The following is a 16,009-nucleotide window of genomic DNA, read 5'->3' as shown; positions in this document are numbered from 1 at the left end:
GTATATCATGAGAAAAATTACAACCGGCAGAGATGCCATGAACGACTTTGCACCTAAATTTGCGGAACTGAACGATGATGTTCTGTTTGGAGAAGTTTGGAGTCGGGAAGAGCAGCTTTCTCCGAGAGACCGCAGCCTGATCACCATTTCTGCGCTGGTAGGCAGCGGCATTCTGGATGGTCCACTGGTCAACCACATTCGTATGGGAAAGGAGCACGGCATTACCGAAACGGAGATTTCCGAAGTCCTCACACAGCTTGCTTTCTATGCAGGCTGGCCGAAAGCGTGGGCTGCCCTTCGGATAGCAAAAGAAGTATACCATGAATAAACCATATGTTGTCTGCCATATGCTCACCTCACTGGACGGAAAAATAGACGGTGCGTTTATGGCTGCACCGGAATGTGCGCCTGCTCTTGCGTCATACGGAAACCTCCGAGAATTTTATGAGTGTCAGGCGACCTTGTATGGCACAGTAACAATGGCAGGCAGCTATTCAGACGGATTGACGGGTAAACTGCCGGTCAGCGAAATTACTTATCCCAAAGAGGACTATATCGCTGCTTCGGATGTTGCACATTATATTGTCTCGGTTGACCCAAAAGGGGCTTTAGAGTGGAAATCCAACTACATCGAGAAAAGGAATCGTCCGAAAGCCCATGTGATCGAGGTATTGACCGAAGCGGTATCAAACGATTATCTGGCCTACCTGCACAAATTCGATATTTCCTATATTTTTGCAGGGAAAGAACAGCTTAACTGTGGGTTTCTTCTTGAGAAACTCCACAGCCTGTTTTTCATCGACCGGCTGATGATAGCCGGGGGTGGTTTTATGAACTGGTCGTTTTTACAGAATGATCTGATTGACGAGTTAAGCCTTGTAATTGCACCGGTGGCCGATGGGAATACCACCTCTGTCTCGATTTTTGAAAAATCAGAGTTTCTCCCCTCAAGAATGCCTGCCGCTTTCCGTCTGGAGGAGATCAAGAAATTAGAGGGCGACAGTCTTTGGCTGCGCTATATGCTTAAATCATCGGAGGAAATATGAAGCACAGAATTTTAGGAAAAGATTTGAAGGTCTCTGCTATTGGTCTTGGTTGTATGGGCATGAGCCATGCCTACGGCGCTCCGGCAGATAAAAAAGAAATGACCGAGCTATTGGCTCAGGCCGTGGATATGGGCTACACATTTTTTGATACAGCCGAGGTTTACGGTACGCCGGAAAACCCCCACGAAAACGAAGAACTGGTGGGTCCAGCGCTGAAGCCGTACCGGGAAAGAATTGTCCTTGCGACGAAGTTTGGCATTCGTTTTGATATGAACAGCCCCCAGGTGAAAAAGCCGCTGATACCGGATTCACGCCCGGAGGTTATTCGTGCAACGGTTGAGGCATCTCTTAAAAGACTGAACACCGATCACATTGATCTGTACTATCAGCATCGCCCTGACCCGAATGTTCCAATCGAGGAAGTGGCTGGTGTGATGGCAGATCTGATCAAAGAGGGGAAGATCACACATTGGGGGCTTTCGGAGTCCACGGAGGAACTGATCCGCCGCGCCTACGCGATTTGCCCGGTGACGGCCATTCAGAACCGCTACTCTATGATGGCACGGTGGTATGAGGAACTGTTCCCTGTGCTGGAGGAACTGAATATCGGCTATGTAGCCTTTTCGCCGTTGGCGAATGGCTTCCTGTCGGCAAAATATGGAAAGGGGTCAAAATTCGATGCCAGCACCGACTATCGCAATGTGATGCCTCAATTTTCGCCGGATGCCATCGACAAAAACAAAGCCTTGCTAGAGCTGCTGTATCAGATGGCGAGTGAGAAAAGCGCCACTCCGGCACAAATCTCACTTGCATGGATGCTCTGCAAAAAACCATATATTGTACCCATTCCCGGCACCCGTAAGCTGGAAAGACTAAAGGAGAACTATGGAGCCGCAGTTGTTTGCCTGACTACTCAGGAGATTCACTCTTTCGATCAGGCACTTAATTCTATGGAAATGTCGGATGTATTCGGCGGTACGAAAACAACAAATAAACCAGATAGGAGAAATGCATCATGAGAAAAAACTTTGGAACAAAAACCTGGATGTACCCACTGCCAGTGCTGATTGTGGGCAGTTATGATGAAAACGGCAAGGCCGATGCTATGAATGCGGCATGGGGCGGTATTTACGATGCAAACCATGTTGTACTTTGTCTGAGCGCAGGACACAAGACCACGAAGAATATCAAGGCTAAGGGTGCATTCACCGTCAGCTTTGCAGATGACACCCATGTAGTTTCGGCGGATTATGTTGGTATGGTTTCGGCCAATAACACCTCAGAAAAGCTGGAGAAGGCAGGTTTCACCACCGAAAAGAGTGCCTTTGTAGATGCGCCCATTATCTGCGAATTGCTGATGACCCTGGAATGCCGCCTGGTCAAAGTAAACGAGGATGGGAATATTATCGGAGAAATCGTCAATGTCAGTGCAGATGAAAGCATCTTGGGCGAGGACGGTTTGATGGATGCTGCAAAGCTGCGTGCCATTTCCTTTGATCCGGTTCACAATGACTATCTGGTATTGGGGGAAAAGGTGGGCAATGCTTTTCAGGATGGCAGTGCTTTGAAATAATCTCTATATACCTTTTGAAAAACCTATATCCGATAAAATAGAAGCATCAAAATAAACATCTCAAAACGGAGGGATCAATCATGGAATATGTAACTTTGAATAATGGGATCAAAATGCCGGTGTTGGGCTACGGCGTGTATCAGGTAAGCAATGAAGAATGTGAGCGCTGTGTGCTGGATGCCATCAGTGTTGGCTATCGCTCCATCGATACCGCACAGGCTTACGGCAATGAAGAGGCTGTCGGTAACGCTATCCGCAAATGTGGTGTTCCCCGCGAGGAGCTGTTTATCACCACAAAGGTATGGATCAGCAACGGCGGCTATGAAAAAGCAAAAGCATCCATTCAGGAATCATTGCGGAAATTACAGACTGAGTATATCGACCTTCTCCTAATCCATCAGCCTTTCAATGATTACTACGGTACCTACCGGGCAATGGGGGAAGCCTATAAAGAAGGCTGGATTCGGGCAATCGGTGTTTCCAATTTCTATCCTGACCGTCTGATCGACTTGTGCAATTTTGTGGAAGTAGCACCCGCTGTGAATCAGGTGGAAACTCATGTGTTCCAGCAGCAAAAGACCGCTCACGGATATATGGAAAAATACGGTGTGCAGCATGAATCATGGGGGCCTTTTGCCGAAGGACGCAAGGACTTCTTTACAAATCCTGTTCTGAATGAAATCGGTAAAAAGCATGATAAGAGTGCCGCACAGATCGCTCTTCGCTTCCTCATTCAGAGTGGCATTGTTGTCATACCGAAATCCACTCACAAGGAACGCATGATTCAGAACCTCGATGTGTTCAATTTTACTTTGGATGAGGCGGACATGGCGGCGATTCAGGCGCTGGACGAGAAAGAGAGTCTGTTTTTCTCCCATTATGACCCGGCTACTGTAGAAATGATGACGGGGTTGCACAGATAAGGATAATTCTAATGAAACGATTACTTGCATTATTATTAATCGTGGCTTTAGCGTTTTCTCTTGCCGCCTGCGGGAATAGCCAAAACGATACGACCTCTGCTTCCGTTTCGCAGGAGCCGATAACATCACAAAGCGCACAGGCTGCACAGCTCCCTGAAAAAGATGCCTCTTCATCCGGCGAGGATGAAAGTGGCTCCGGGAGTAAAATTCTGATTGCTTACTTTACAGCTGCTGAAAACAGTGGTATAGATGCCGTTACTTCTGCCAGCTATACCACCGTAAATGGTACGTCAGTGGGCCGTGTCCGTGCTGTAGCCGATATGATTGCGGCGGAAACTGGCGGAGAACTGTTCTCCATTCAGACCTCAGTGGTATATCCCACCGATGGCGGGGAACTGATCGATTATGCTGCCGGGGAACAGGATGCCAATGCCCGCCCGGAGTTGACCCGCCAGATTGAAAACCTTGATCAGTACGACGCAATTTTCATCGGTTACCCTAACTGGTGGTACGATATGCCCATGGTAATGTACAGCTTTTTTGAAAAATATGACTTTGCGGGCAAGACCATCATCCCTTTCAATGTGCACAACGGCAGCCGCTTTTCCAGCACCATCAAGACCATTCAGGAGCTGGAGCCGGAGGCAACAGTAGTCGAAGACGGCTTTACTGTCAGCGAGAGAACGGTTGCCGATGCTGCCGGAGATGTCGCTTCCTGGCTGGATGAACTGGGTTACTAAAATGAACAGTAGAAAATTAGTATTTGTTTTTCTGATTGCATTTTGTATGTTGTTTTCCGCTTGCGCAGGTACGCCTGCTGAGCAATCTTCCGCAGAGGAAATATCACCTACCTCTGAATTGCAGCTGTCTTCCTCGACAGTTCAACCCTCCGTCGAGAAAGAAATGCCGCCTGTGAAAACCGGCTTTATCACAGAACAAATACTGAACAATCCGTCAGTTCAGGCGACTGGTATGTGGCAGGCGCGCCAGACCTGCTATGATTTTGCAGAAGCCTATACCGCCCAGGGTGGAAACTGTACGGTGGTGGATCTACCTAAGGAAGGCATTACAGGAAATGACCATTTCCTGTTCCAGGATCTGAATAATGATGTGATTGCAAATCATGTTGAAAAGTGGATACAGGCAAATGTGAAGTAAGTAATGATTTGGAATTTGATTATCACGGTGGCAGAAATATTTTATTTAATGATGAATCAATCTTGAACTGGATTCTCTCACATATCAAGTAAACCACTCTATAAAACTAAAGGAGGAAACACGATGAAAGTATTGCTTGTAAATGGTAGTCCGCATAAAGAGGGCTGTACTTATACGGCACTCTGCGAAGTGGCCGATACATTGAATAAAGAAGGAATTGAAACTGAGATCTTTTGGATCGGAAATAAGCCTATTGGTGGCTGCATCGCCTGCATGAAATGCCGGGAAAAGGGCGTCTGCGTATTTGACGATGCAGTTAACCGTTTCAGAGAAAAAGCCTATGATGCGGATGGCTTTATTTTCGGCAGTCCGGTACATTATGCTGCAGCCAGCGGTAACATGACCGCTTTCATGGATCGCCTGTTCTATTCAGAGTTTGGCGGCAATGGCAACAAGGCATTTTATATGAAACCTGCGGCGGCTGTTATCTCTGCCCGTCGCGCCGGAACAACGGCCACCTTCGACCAGCTCAACAAATATTTCACCATTCAGGAAATGCCTGTTGTGTCCTCCCGATACTGGAATATGGTTCACGGTACAAATCCGGAACAAGTTCGTCAGGACAAGGAAGGCTTATATACCATGCGGGTGCTGGGCCGGAACATGGCCTATCTGCTTTGTTGCCAGGAGGCAGCGCGAAACATTGGTATTGCTTTACCTAAGCAGGAAACGCCCATCTTTACGAATTTTATCCGATAACACGTAGAAAGGTGGCGGTTTGCGTAAAGCCTAAAATGATGCTAAAAATAGCGGTGGATATTGGTATGACAGTTCTGCTGACTATGCTTGGTTCAATGATCAGCGGGATAATTTTATCTCGCCATGCCCTTTCCTTTCTCCCTATTCAGGAAGGACGTTCCTTTGCAAGAAATTTACACATGGTCTGCGCCTATGGCGGCTTTGTACTGATGAGCCTTCATTTAGGATTCTATTGGAGCATGATGATGGGTATGGCGAAAAAGCATATTAAGCAGTCGTCTCAAACCCGTAAGTGGATACTGCGCGGGCTTGCCGTTAGATTGCAGGCTATGGCATATATGCTTTTATGAAAAGAAATATCGGTAGCTATATGCTTCTGAAAAAGCAGTTTGTGTTTTTCGATTTTGATGAACCGCTGATTCTTTTTCTCCTGGATTACATAGCGTCTATGGGGCTGTTTGTATTCGTGGGTCATTATCTCTCCGAAGGGCTGAAACGAATTCAGCGGCCGAAAAAGCGCCATGAAAGCTAAAGGTAAAAGAGTTGTTTATGTAGCAGGCGTATGGCTGTTAGGTGATATTGAAAGAAATAAGTCGATGACTGAGGCTTTTAGATCGGAAAACAGGTTTGAGTAGTTGCGTATTGTGCAAATGAAGTTAAGATAATTAGCGGTTTTAAAGATACTGCACCGCTTAAATTTCAAATAGAAAGGAAAGATATTTCATGAAAAAACGCATTTTAGGAAAAGAACTGGAAGTTTCTGCAATCGGACTGGGATGTATGGGTATGAGCCACGGTTACGGGTTGCCCGCGGACAAAAAAGAGATGATTTCAATGCTTCATTCTGCCGTAGAAAAAGGCGTTACCCTCTTTGATACAGCGGAGGTTTACGGACCTTATATCAATGAGGAGCTGGTTGGTGAAGCTTTGGAGCCTTACAGAAATCAAGTCGTTATCGCAACGAAATGCGGCATCAAAGTTTTGGAGGGAAAACAAGTCGTAGACGGAAAACCGGAAGTAATCCGCAAATCGGTAGAAGGGTCTTTAAAACGCCTGAGAACTGACTGCATTGATTTATATTATTTACCTCGCGTTGATCCTTCCGTTCCCATAGAGGAAATTGCTGATACCATGAAGGAATTAAAGCAGCAGGGCAAAATCTGCCATTGGGGACTTTCCGAAGCCGGTGTTCAGACAATCCGCCGCGCCCACGCGGTCTTCCCTTTGACTGCTGTTGAAAGCGAATATTCCATGTGGTGGAGACAGCCGGAAGATGAGCTGCTGCCCGTGCTCGAAGAACTCGGGATTGGCTTTGTGCCGTTCAGTCCACTGGGAAAAGGATTTCTGACCGGACGGTTCGATAAAAACTCCACATTTGGGGAAGGAGACTTGCGTGCCAGATTCCCCCGCTTCTCAGTGGAAGCAATGGAGGTCAACCAGGTCGTCGTTGATTTTGTAAAAGGGCTGGCCTGTAATTGATGACACTTGACAAATGGGCTCTATTGGTTACTTATACTATACCATTTACCGGAGAAAAAATTAATTTAGAAGCTAGAAAACCTAGTAAAATCAATGGTTGTGGCGTTTTACAAACGCCTACATATAGAGTTTATAGGAGAAAATGATGAGAGAAGTATTTCAGCCGGAATATGTATCTAAATTTAATTGTATTACATCCGAGTGCAATGATACCTGTTGTTGCGGATGGCGAGTAATGGTTGATGAAGACAGTTATATGAAATATCAAGAGCTTCTGAACTCGGAATCCCCCAATTTGTTTGAAGGCACAATCACTAATGAATGCACTATTCCCGTAAATGGGAGCAGTGCAGAAATAATAATGCTCCCAGGGAATATTTGCCCATTTCTAAATAAGAGAAAGATGTGCAGTATTCAAGAAATATATGGTGAGAGCTATATTTCTGTCACTTGTAGTATTTTTCCCCGCATTTACAATCTGGTAAACGGACAATTAGAATTGGTACTAGATATGTCATGCCCTCATGCAGCCAACCTTGCCTTATCTAACCCCAGCTCGATGCGTTTTGAAGTACGGCACCTGAGTGATATTATACGAATTAACAAAATACCGACACTGAATTTATCCGATACAGCTTATCCTGATAGTGTTTATTCCTATTTTGGTTATGTACGTACTTTCATATTAGAACTTTTGCAAAATCGAAACTATTGTTTTGAAAATCGTTTGGTGATTTTAGGTCGATTTTGCGACGATCTCAATTTAAGTACTAATCCATCAAATGAACAAGTCTTAGAACTGATTAGTGAATATCGCCACTTCGTTGACACGGATGGTTTTGGTTCATTTATAAAGAGTATTCCCGATCAGCCGGCAGCCTTTTTAAAAACGTTAACCAATCTGATCGAATACCAAATAAAGACAAGTGACATCAGCAAGCGGTTTACAGATCTTTTTGAATTGTTTAAGAAAGGATTAAATTACTCAGTTCAAAACTCAGACGAGTCTCTGTATGCCACCTATTCGGAAACTAAGTCTAAGTACTATATGCCCTTCATGAAAGAGAAAGATTATATTTTTGAAAACTATTATACAAACTACGTTTTTAAAATGCTTTTTCCATTTGGTACGCAGTCTAGTATTTTTAAAAACGATGTTTTTTTTGTGAATAAAAATGTATTTACTGAATACGTGTTAATGGCATTACATTATGCGTTTATTAAAAATATATTAGTAGGCATAGCGGGTTTTTATAAAGAACAGTTTGGAATGCAGGAGGTATTAAAGTTAATTCAAGTATTTGAAAAAAACATTGTTCATGATGTTCCTTATCAACAGAAACTTCTTCGCTTTTTTGATGAGAACAAAATGCTTAATGTCGCCGCTGTGATTATGTTGATCAAAAGTTAAAGAAAAGATATGTGGTGGCAGACATATTTGGTCATTACAGCTAACAATGAAAATGATAAAGAACAATAATCAATGGTTAATTACAGAAGCAGTGGCTTCAACATATTGATATGATGTTATAAAATTATGCACAAATGGAGTTAACTCCAGCGTGTGTACAATAAATGAGAATTTCACAAACGTTAATAACAAAGTAAAAAAATCTTGCTTTGGAGTTAACTCCAAGTGATATAGTTGTAATAGAAAGAGATATAGGAGGTTTCTGCTATGAATTATGTAACATTAAATAATGGAGTTAAAATGCCAATCTTAGGATATGGAGTATATCAGGTCACACCAGAAGAATGTGAAAGATGTGTACTTGATGCAATTGAAGCAGGGTATCGATCCATTGATACGGCTCAGGCTTATCAGAACGAAGAAGGAGTTGGAAATGCAATTGAAAAATGTGGCATTCCACGAGAAGAGCTGTTTATTACCACAAAGGTATGGATTTCTAACGCAGGTTTCGAAAAAGCCAAGGCATCTATTGAAGAGTCGCTAAGAAAGCTGAAAACAGATTATATTGATTTATTGCTGATACATCAGCCTTTTGGAGATTATTATGGAACCTATCGTGCAATGGAAGAAGCTTATAAAGAGGGAAAAATCAAAGCCATTGGTGTGAGTAATTTCTATCCAGACAGATTAATTGATATCTGTCAGTTCACTGAGATTACCCCGGCAGTAAATCAGGTAGAGACACACCCATTTAACCAACAGGCACAGGCTCATGAAATCATGGAAAAATACAAAGTACAACATGAGTCATGGGGACCATTTGCAGAAGGAAGAAAAGATATGTTTACTAATCCGGTGATTTCCGAAATTGCTGCAAAATATAACAAATCGGTTGCTCAGGTAATCTTAAGGTATTTAACCCAGAATAATGTAGTGGTAATTCCAAAATCTACGCACAAAGAAAGAATGATTGAAAATATCAGTGTTTTTGATTTTGAATTAACGGAAGAGGATAAAAAAGCAATTAAATCTCTGGACGAAGCGGAGAGTGCATTCTTCTCACACTATGATCCACAGACAGTAGAATTTTTAACAGGACTAGGTAAGTAAATATTAGGAGAAAAATGAAATGTCAAAAGAATTAATCGTTTATTTTTCTAGAAAAGGAAATAACTATGTAAATGGTTCAATTAAGAACCTGTCAGTTGGCAATACAGAAGTTGCAGCAAAAATGATACAGGAGTTAACAGGAGGAGATCTTTTTCACATTGAACCTGTCACAGAATATGATTCTGATTACGATACTTGTACAAAAGAAGCGCAAAGAGATTTAAGGGCAAATGCCAGACCGGAGTTTAAGAATGCTCTGGATCATATTGGTGAATATGATACGATTTATCTTGGATACCCAAATTACTGGGGAACTATGCCTATGCATGTATGGACATTACTGGAAAAATACGACTTTACAGGCAAAACCATTAAACCACTATGCACTCACGAAGGAAGCGGTATGGGACATAGTGAGAGTGATATTAAAAAGTTATGTCCTGGAGCAAAAGTCGAAAAAGGACTTGCAATTCATGGCGGCAGTGTAGGAAATGCAAAAAAAGCAATTGAAAAGTGGATATAAGTAATTTGAAAGAAGAGGTGGCTTGCCGCAGCAGCAATTGTTTCAGCCCGAAGAGCAGGAACTACAGCAACACTTGACCAGATAAATAAATATTTCCTACATCACAGATGCCGGTGATTCCATCGAGATACTGGAACATGGTTCATGGTGCCACGCCAGAACAAGTTCGTGAAGACAAAGAAGGTATGCAAATCATGAGAACTCTGGCTAGAAACATGGCATGGTTTCTAAATTGTAAAGAAATAGGCATGAAACATGGTGTTTCCTTTCCAGTACGCGAAGAACGTATTTCTACAAATTTTATTCGATAGATATCAAGGGGGTTATTCATGGAAAATATAAAAAAGAATTTTGGCTTTGGATGTATGCGTTTGCCAATGAAAGAGAATGAAGTGGATTATGCTGAATTTTCAGCTATGATTGACACCTTCATGGAGAATGGATTTAACTATTTTGACACAGCTCATGGATATATCGGTGGTAAAAGTGAAACTGCACTTAGGGATTGCCTGACAAAGCGTTATTCCCGTGAACAGTATATTTTAACGAATAAACTATCTACCCACTTTTTTGAGAAACAGGAACAGATACGTCCGTTATTTAAGAGTCAGTTAGAAGCCTGTGGTGTAGATTATTTTGATATCTATCTGATGCATGCACAAAGTAAAGATATTTTTGCAAAGTTTAAAAGGTGTGAAGCATACGAAACTGCACTGGAACTGAAAGAAGAAGGAAAAATCAGACATTTCGGAATCTCATTTCATGACAAGGCTTCTGTTTTGGAAGAAATCCTGACGGAGTATCCCCAGATTGAAGTTGTTCAGATTCAATTCAATTATGTAGATTATGAAGATCCGGCTGTTGAAAGCAGAAAGTGCTATGATGTCTGTCGCAAATATGGGAAACCGGTTATCGTTATGGAGCCAACGAGGGGCGGTAATCTTGTAAATCTTCCAGATGATGCAAAAACGATATTAGATTCGCTTCATGGTGGAAGTACAGCTAGTTATGCAATTCGTTTTGCTGCTGGTTTTGAGGGAATTATGATGGTACTTTCAGGAATGAGCAATATGGAGCAGATGGAGGATAACATCAGTTACATGAAAGGCTTCCATCCACTGTCTGAAACAGAACTAAAGGCAGTAAACAAGGTATGCGAAGTGTTCAAGGCTCAGAATCTGATTCCCTGTACAGCATGCCGCTATTGTACCGATGACTGCCCTAAGAAGATTGCTATTCCAGATTTATTTGCCTGCCTGAATGCGAAAAAGGTATTTCATAACTGGAATACTGACTACTATTATCATAATGTACATACGGTGCAAAATGGAAAAGCCAGTGAATGTATTAAGTGTGGAAAGTGCGAGCATGTTTGTCCTCAGCATTTGAGAATCCGTGATTTGCTGGTTACTGTAGCAGAAGAATTTGAAAGAAGATAAATTTTGATGTAAGAAGTTCGGAGAATATATGATGGAATACAGAAAGCTTCCGCACGGAGAAGAGAATGAAGTATTCAGCACTCTTGGTCTTGGTATGGGAGGAATTCAAAAATGCAGTGAAGTCGAAATAGAAAAGGTCATCCGAAAAGCAATCGATCATGGAATTAATTTTTTTGATTTCTGTGCCGGAGGCAGGAATGTATATGTTCCTTTTGGGCGTGCCATAGTTGGACAGCGCGAGAAAGTATTTTTGCAGCTTCACTTTGGAGCTGTATATAATTCCCAAGGAGATTACGGCTGGTCAAGAAATTTAAAGCAAATTAAAGATACCTTTCAATGGGAGCTTGAAAGTCTTGGAATCCATTATACCGACTTTGGTTTTCTGCATTGTGTTGATACAGAAAACGACCTGGATGAATTGATTACTTCTGGAGTTCTGGATTATCTGAAGGAATTAAAAGCAGAAGGAAAGGTTCGTCATATAGGGTTTTCTTCCCACACACCTGCTGTTGCTAACGGAATTATTGATACCTGCTTGGTTGACATGATGATGTTCAGCATCAATCCTGCTTATGATTTTGAAAAAGGCGATGAGTATGGAATTGGTTCTATCTCTGAACGAGCCCAGTTATTTCGAAGATGTGAGCGGGACGGGATAGGAATTTCCGTCATGAAACCCTTTCACGGAGGGCAGCTTCTTGATGAAAAATCCTCCCCTTTCGGAAAATCATTGACAAGATATCAATGTATACAATACGCTCTTGATCGCCCCGGCGTATTGACGGTTGTTCCGGGAGTCCGAAACCTGATGGATTTAGAACAACTGCTTGAATTTTCCGAGGCACCTGCATCGGAAAAGGATTATTCGGCTATTGGTGGTTTTATGGAGATCATTGACACTGGGAACTGTGTATACTGTAATCACTGCCAGCCGTGCCCAGCGAAAATTGATATCGGGCTGATCAATAAATATTACGATTTGTCTCTTGCTGGAGACAAAATGGCAACAAATCATTATGAAAAATTGAATATCAAGGCGGATGCCTGCTTTGAATGCGGTCATTGCGACAGCCGCTGTCCGTTCCACGTATCTCAAAGTGCACGGATGAAAGAAATTGCAGAGTATTTTAAAACATATAATCATTAAAGTAGAAAAGGAGACAAAGTAATGAATAATTTTATATATGATATACCGACAAGAGTATACTTTGGAGAAAATCAATTAGGACATCTTGGAGAGGAACTGAGCAAATATGGGAAAAGAGTTCTTCTCACTTATGGTGGAGGATCTATCAAAAAAACAGGACTTTATGACAAAGTCGTTGCAGAAATTAAAAATGCTGGATTAGAACTTTTTGAATTATCTGGGATTGAACCAAATCCAAGAGTTTCATCCGTAAACGCAGGTGCAGAAATCTGCAAGAAAGAAAACATTGATGTATTACTTGCAGTAGGTGGTGGTTCTGTTATAGATTGTACGAAGTTTATTGGTGCAGCCGCTTTTTATGACGGAGATGCATGGAATATTCTTATGCAGAAAGTTTCTGTTGAAAAATGCCTTCCAATTATTAATATCTTAACTCTGGCGGCAACTGGTTCTGAAATGGATTGTGGCGGAGTAATCAGTAATCCGGAAACAAAGGATAAGATTGGATTGATGTTCCCGGTTATGCAGCCAAAGGTATCCTTCCTTGATCCAACCAGTACTTATACAGTTAGTAAATATCAGACAGCATGCGGTGCAGCAGATATGTTGAATCATATCATGGAAGTCTACTTTAATATGAATCAGGATCTGTATATGCTCGATACAGTTATGGAAGGATTAATGAAGACAATCATCAAATATGCCCCTGTCGCAATGAAAGAGCCGGAAAACTATGAAGCGAGAGCAAATCTTATGTGGACATCTTCCTGGGCAATCAATGGATTTGTCAATGGAGGAAAAAGACAGGCATGGAGCTGCCATCCTATGGAGCATGAAATCTCTGCATATTATGATATCACTCATGGTCTTGGGTTAGCAATTCTTACTCCTCGCTGGTTGGAATACACTTTAGATGAAACAACTGTTTCCAAATTCTATCAGTTCGGATGTAATGTGTTTGGCATAGATGCATCACTGCCGCAGATGGAAGTTGCTAAGAAGAGCATCGAAATGGTGAAGGAATTTTTATTCCAGACATTAGAACTTCAGAGTACATTTACTGAGATTGGAATTGATGATAGTAACTTTGAAATTATGGCTAAAAAAGCAGTTGCAAGTGGCGGTCTTGGCTTTGCATTTAAACCATTAAATGAAGAAGATGTAGTAAAGATTTTTAAGATGTGCATATAAGAATAAAAGGGGACAGACGCAATCTGCCCCCTTATTAAAAAGGGAGGAAGGTGCCTATGAGAAGAAAAGTGGCTATATTAGTTCTATTCATTGCTGTTATTTTCAGGTTGCGCCTGAATTTTGAAGAGCGTGTAACCAGAAGTGTGATATCCAAATTGGTGGGGTACCATTCCAATGCCGGTTTTTAGTTTTTTAGAGTCATATGATTTCTCAGGAAAGACAATTATTCCATTTTGCAGTCATGAGGGCAGCGGCCTTGGAAGCGGAGTTTCAGATATCGAAAAACTATGTCCGGATTCTGTGATTTTAGAAGGGCTGGCAATCCGCGGATCCAAGGTTAGTGAATCAAAGAACGATATAACAGAATGGATTGATTCACTTGGTATTTAGAAATATTTTTTATGTAAGAGGAAATGAAGATGAAAGGCCACATAGAATGCTTTTGTGATGAGTGCTATTGTGTTGTAGGCGACGACTGCTTTGTCGGTGTAGATGCATGCAAATGTATGGAGGACAAAATTATAAAAATTAAATCAGGAAACTACATCGGTGAAAATGCTGTATTTCAAAAAATTGACGGAAAGTTATGCCTGTTAGGAGTAGATTTTGTGATTGAAGAGTTAGAAGGACTCGAAATTGAAATGGGGGAATGTGAGGAGGAATAGAAGAAAAAATATCAGATAGTTCTTGATACTGCGATGACTATATTGATGGTGTTGCATTTGCATATCAATTGACGGATAACCTATATCATGAAGTGATTGGAGTTTCATTATTTATACTCTTTATCATTCATATTATTCTTAATAGAAAGTGGTATAAGAATCTATGGGCAGGCAGCTATAGTAGGTTCCGGACTTTATCAATCAGTATCAATGTTTTAATCATTCTATGTATGCTAGTACTGGTAGGAAGCAGTATAATGATATCCAGAGATATTTTTGCTTTTTTAGATTTAAAAAGCGAATTTGTATGTAGGAGTATACATACTACGGCAGCTCAGTGGGCATTGCTTCTTGTATCAGTGCATTTAGGATTACACTGGAATATGATTTTGAAAGCATTTAGCAGAAATTTACTGAAAGACAAAAAAGGTCTAACAACATGGATTCTTAGAGGAATTTCTGGTGTGATTGCTATGAAAGGCATAGAAAGGCAGAAAAACTAAAGGTCAGGCGCATGGAATAAGGGTGAAATCTTTAGTAGTGAAACTATGAAAGAGGCTTATACAATGGGCAGTAATATATAGAAAAGGAGTAGCAGATTATGACGATTGCAGAGGTAAGTAAAAAGTATGATTTAACAGCTGACACTTTGCGTTACTATGAACGCATCGGACTAATACCTCATGTAACACGTAACAGCAGCGGGAATCGGGATTACACAGAAGAAGATTGCCGTTGGGTACACTTTATCAAGTGCATGAGAAGTGCGGGGCTGTCGATAGAAGTCCTAATAGAATATGTAAGTTTATTTCAACATGGAAATGATACGATTGACGCCAGAAAAGAATTATTACTAGAACAAAGAAGACAGATTGCAGATAAAATTGAGGAATTGAGGAATACATTAAAATATCTTGATACGAAAATCGAGGGTTATGAAGAACGTTTGCTGAAATTCGAGAAAAATTTAAAAAAGCATGAAGAATAGTATTAGGAGAGATAAAGGATGTGAATGAATACAAGAAAGCTGGTTTTGTCAGCATTGTTCTTGGCAATTGGAATTATGCTACCGACGGTGACGCTGCATGTGCCGGGGATAGTTCCTACGATTGTAATCAGTTTAAAGAAAACGAATATGAAAGTGTATTTATATGGGAAAAGAGAAGTTAGTGATAACGCAATCTTGTAAAAACAAGTTTGCTCCGATAGTAGAGTATATTAGTGAAATGCTAAAAATAAATGAAAGTTCATCTATTCTGATTGGAATTGATGGAATGTGTGCTTCGGGGAAGACAACACTTGGATATTATCTACAAAATGAATTTGATTGTAATTTATCCCATATGGACGATTTTTTTCTTTAAAAACATCAAAGAACACTGGAGCGCCTCAATGAAATTGGTGGAAATGTTGATTATGAAAGATTTAAGAAAGAGGTAATTGTTCCGACGCTAAATAAGCAAATTATAAAATATCGTCCCTATAACTGTACTTTAGGGACGATACAGGTTGGGGAAGAACTTTCATTTAAACGGTTAAATATTATTGAGGGTTCATATTGTCAGCATCCCTATTTTGGAGACAT

At 41.3% G+C, this 16,009-nt stretch carries 23 protein-coding genes and 1 pseudogene; all 24 read left to right on the top strand.

Going from position 1 to position 16,009, the window contains the following annotated elements; genetic code table 11:
- Positions 1 to 7 precede the first annotated feature (7 nt).
- The 24 genes and pseudogenes from ABS301_RS16230 (at position 8) to ABS301_RS16115 (ending at position 15,594) form a co-directional block, all read left to right on the top strand.
- Complete coding sequence (locus ABS301_RS16230) at positions 8 to 328, top strand: carboxymuconolactone decarboxylase family protein (protein WP_349673223.1); 321 nt, start codon at positions 8 to 10, stop codon at positions 326 to 328.
- On the top strand, positions 321 to 1,046 hold the full coding sequence (locus ABS301_RS16225) for a dihydrofolate reductase family protein (RefSeq protein ID WP_349673222.1): 726 nt from the start codon (positions 321 to 323) through the stop codon (positions 1,044 to 1,046). The genes ABS301_RS16230 and ABS301_RS16225 overlap by 8 nt, the downstream gene beginning before the upstream one ends.
- Positions 1,043 to 2,065 carry an aldo/keto reductase gene (locus ABS301_RS16220; protein ID WP_349673221.1) on the top strand — a complete coding sequence of 341 codons (1,023 nt, stop codon included), beginning with the start codon at positions 1,043 to 1,045 and terminating at the stop codon, positions 2,063 to 2,065. The genes ABS301_RS16225 and ABS301_RS16220 overlap by 4 nt, the downstream gene beginning before the upstream one ends.
- Complete coding sequence (locus tag ABS301_RS16215; RefSeq protein WP_349673220.1) at positions 2,062 to 2,619, top strand: flavin reductase family protein; 558 nt, start codon at positions 2,062 to 2,064, stop codon at positions 2,617 to 2,619. Before ABS301_RS16220 ends, ABS301_RS16215 begins: the two co-directional genes overlap by 4 nt.
- Before the next feature lie 80 nt (positions 2,620 to 2,699).
- Positions 2,700 to 3,542 (top strand): aldo/keto reductase, encoded by an 843-nt coding sequence (locus tag ABS301_RS16210; protein ID WP_349673219.1) that lies wholly within the window; start codon positions 2,700 to 2,702, stop codon positions 3,540 to 3,542.
- A gap of 41 nt (positions 3,543 to 3,583) precedes the next feature.
- Complete coding sequence (locus ABS301_RS16205; RefSeq protein WP_349673218.1) at positions 3,584 to 4,282, top strand: flavodoxin; 699 nt, start codon at positions 3,584 to 3,586, stop codon at positions 4,280 to 4,282.
- Between the two features lies 1 nt (position 4,283).
- Positions 4,284 to 4,700, top strand: coding sequence for an alpha/beta hydrolase family protein (locus ABS301_RS16200; RefSeq protein WP_349673217.1), 417 nt, complete (start codon positions 4,284 to 4,286; stop codon positions 4,698 to 4,700).
- Positions 4,701 to 4,823: 123 nt separating this feature from the next.
- Positions 4,824 to 5,459 carry a flavodoxin family protein gene (locus tag ABS301_RS16195; RefSeq protein WP_349673216.1) on the top strand — a complete coding sequence of 212 codons (636 nt, stop codon included), beginning with the start codon at positions 4,824 to 4,826 and terminating at the stop codon, positions 5,457 to 5,459.
- 65 nt (positions 5,460 to 5,524) lie between these two features.
- Complete coding sequence (locus tag ABS301_RS16190; RefSeq protein ID WP_349673215.1) at positions 5,525 to 5,809, top strand: DUF4405 domain-containing protein; 285 nt, start codon at positions 5,525 to 5,527, stop codon at positions 5,807 to 5,809.
- On the top strand, positions 5,806 to 5,991 hold the full coding sequence (locus ABS301_RS16185; RefSeq protein WP_349673214.1) for a hypothetical protein: 186 nt from the start codon (positions 5,806 to 5,808) through the stop codon (positions 5,989 to 5,991). Before ABS301_RS16190 ends, ABS301_RS16185 begins: the two co-directional genes overlap by 4 nt.
- 191 nt (positions 5,992 to 6,182) lie before the next feature.
- Complete coding sequence (locus ABS301_RS16180; RefSeq protein ID WP_349673213.1) at positions 6,183 to 6,938, top strand: aldo/keto reductase; 756 nt, start codon at positions 6,183 to 6,185, stop codon at positions 6,936 to 6,938.
- Between the two features lie 142 nt (positions 6,939 to 7,080).
- Positions 7,081 to 8,349: a flagellin lysine-N-methylase gene (gene fliB / locus ABS301_RS16175; RefSeq protein ID WP_349673212.1), complete on the top strand. Its 1,269-nt coding sequence runs from the start codon at positions 7,081 to 7,083 to the stop codon at positions 8,347 to 8,349.
- A gap of 267 nt (positions 8,350 to 8,616) precedes the next feature.
- Positions 8,617 to 9,459, top strand: coding sequence for an aldo/keto reductase (locus ABS301_RS16170; protein WP_349673211.1), 843 nt, complete (start codon positions 8,617 to 8,619; stop codon positions 9,457 to 9,459).
- A gap of 19 nt (positions 9,460 to 9,478) precedes the next feature.
- Entirely contained in the window at positions 9,479 to 9,982 is a 504-nt protein-coding gene (locus ABS301_RS16165; protein WP_349673210.1) for a flavodoxin, read from the top strand.
- 30 nt (positions 9,983 to 10,012) lie between these two features.
- Positions 10,013 to 10,293 (top strand): annotated as a pseudogene (locus ABS301_RS16160) (flavodoxin family protein); the annotation flags it as partial.
- A gap of 18 nt (positions 10,294 to 10,311) precedes the next feature.
- Entirely contained in the window at positions 10,312 to 11,421 is a 1,110-nt protein-coding gene (locus tag ABS301_RS16155) for an aldo/keto reductase (protein WP_349673209.1), read from the top strand.
- 28 nt (positions 11,422 to 11,449) lie between these two features.
- The gene (locus ABS301_RS16150) at positions 11,450 to 12,568 is read left to right on the top strand and encodes an aldo/keto reductase (RefSeq protein WP_349673208.1); all 1,119 of its coding nucleotides are present in this window, start codon (positions 11,450 to 11,452) and stop codon (positions 12,566 to 12,568) included.
- Positions 12,569 to 12,589: 21 nt separating this feature from the next.
- A complete protein-coding gene (locus tag ABS301_RS16145; RefSeq protein ID WP_349673207.1) occupies positions 12,590 to 13,759 on the top strand; it encodes an iron-containing alcohol dehydrogenase in 1,170 nt (389 codons plus the stop codon).
- Positions 13,760 to 13,815: 56 nt separating this feature from the next.
- Positions 13,816 to 13,947: a hypothetical protein gene (locus ABS301_RS16140; protein ID WP_349673206.1), complete on the top strand. Its 132-nt coding sequence runs from the start codon at positions 13,816 to 13,818 to the stop codon at positions 13,945 to 13,947.
- Complete coding sequence (locus ABS301_RS16135) at positions 13,934 to 14,149, top strand: flavodoxin (RefSeq protein WP_349673205.1); 216 nt, start codon at positions 13,934 to 13,936, stop codon at positions 14,147 to 14,149. Before ABS301_RS16140 ends, ABS301_RS16135 begins: the two co-directional genes overlap by 14 nt.
- Before the next feature lie 29 nt (positions 14,150 to 14,178).
- A complete protein-coding gene (locus ABS301_RS16130; protein WP_349673204.1) occupies positions 14,179 to 14,424 on the top strand; it encodes a hypothetical protein in 246 nt (81 codons plus the stop codon).
- 92 nt (positions 14,425 to 14,516) lie between these two features.
- Entirely contained in the window at positions 14,517 to 14,927 is a 411-nt protein-coding gene (locus ABS301_RS16125) for a DUF4405 domain-containing protein (RefSeq protein WP_349673203.1), read from the top strand.
- 98 nt (positions 14,928 to 15,025) lie between these two features.
- Positions 15,026 to 15,412, top strand: a complete 387-nt coding sequence (locus ABS301_RS16120; RefSeq protein WP_349673202.1) for a MerR family transcriptional regulator — start codon at positions 15,026 to 15,028, stop codon at positions 15,410 to 15,412.
- Between the two features lie 20 nt (positions 15,413 to 15,432).
- Positions 15,433 to 15,594: a hypothetical protein gene (locus ABS301_RS16115; protein ID WP_349673201.1), complete on the top strand. Its 162-nt coding sequence runs from the start codon at positions 15,433 to 15,435 to the stop codon at positions 15,592 to 15,594.
- The last annotated feature ends 415 nt before the right edge of the window (positions 15,595 to 16,009 follow it).

Origin of the sequence: Lacrimispora sp. (genome assembly GCF_031982545.1) — a bacterium.
Taxonomy (GTDB): Bacteria; Bacillota; Clostridia; order Lachnospirales; family Lachnospiraceae; genus Lacrimispora.
This window is presented reverse-complemented; position numbering and strand designations above follow the sequence as displayed.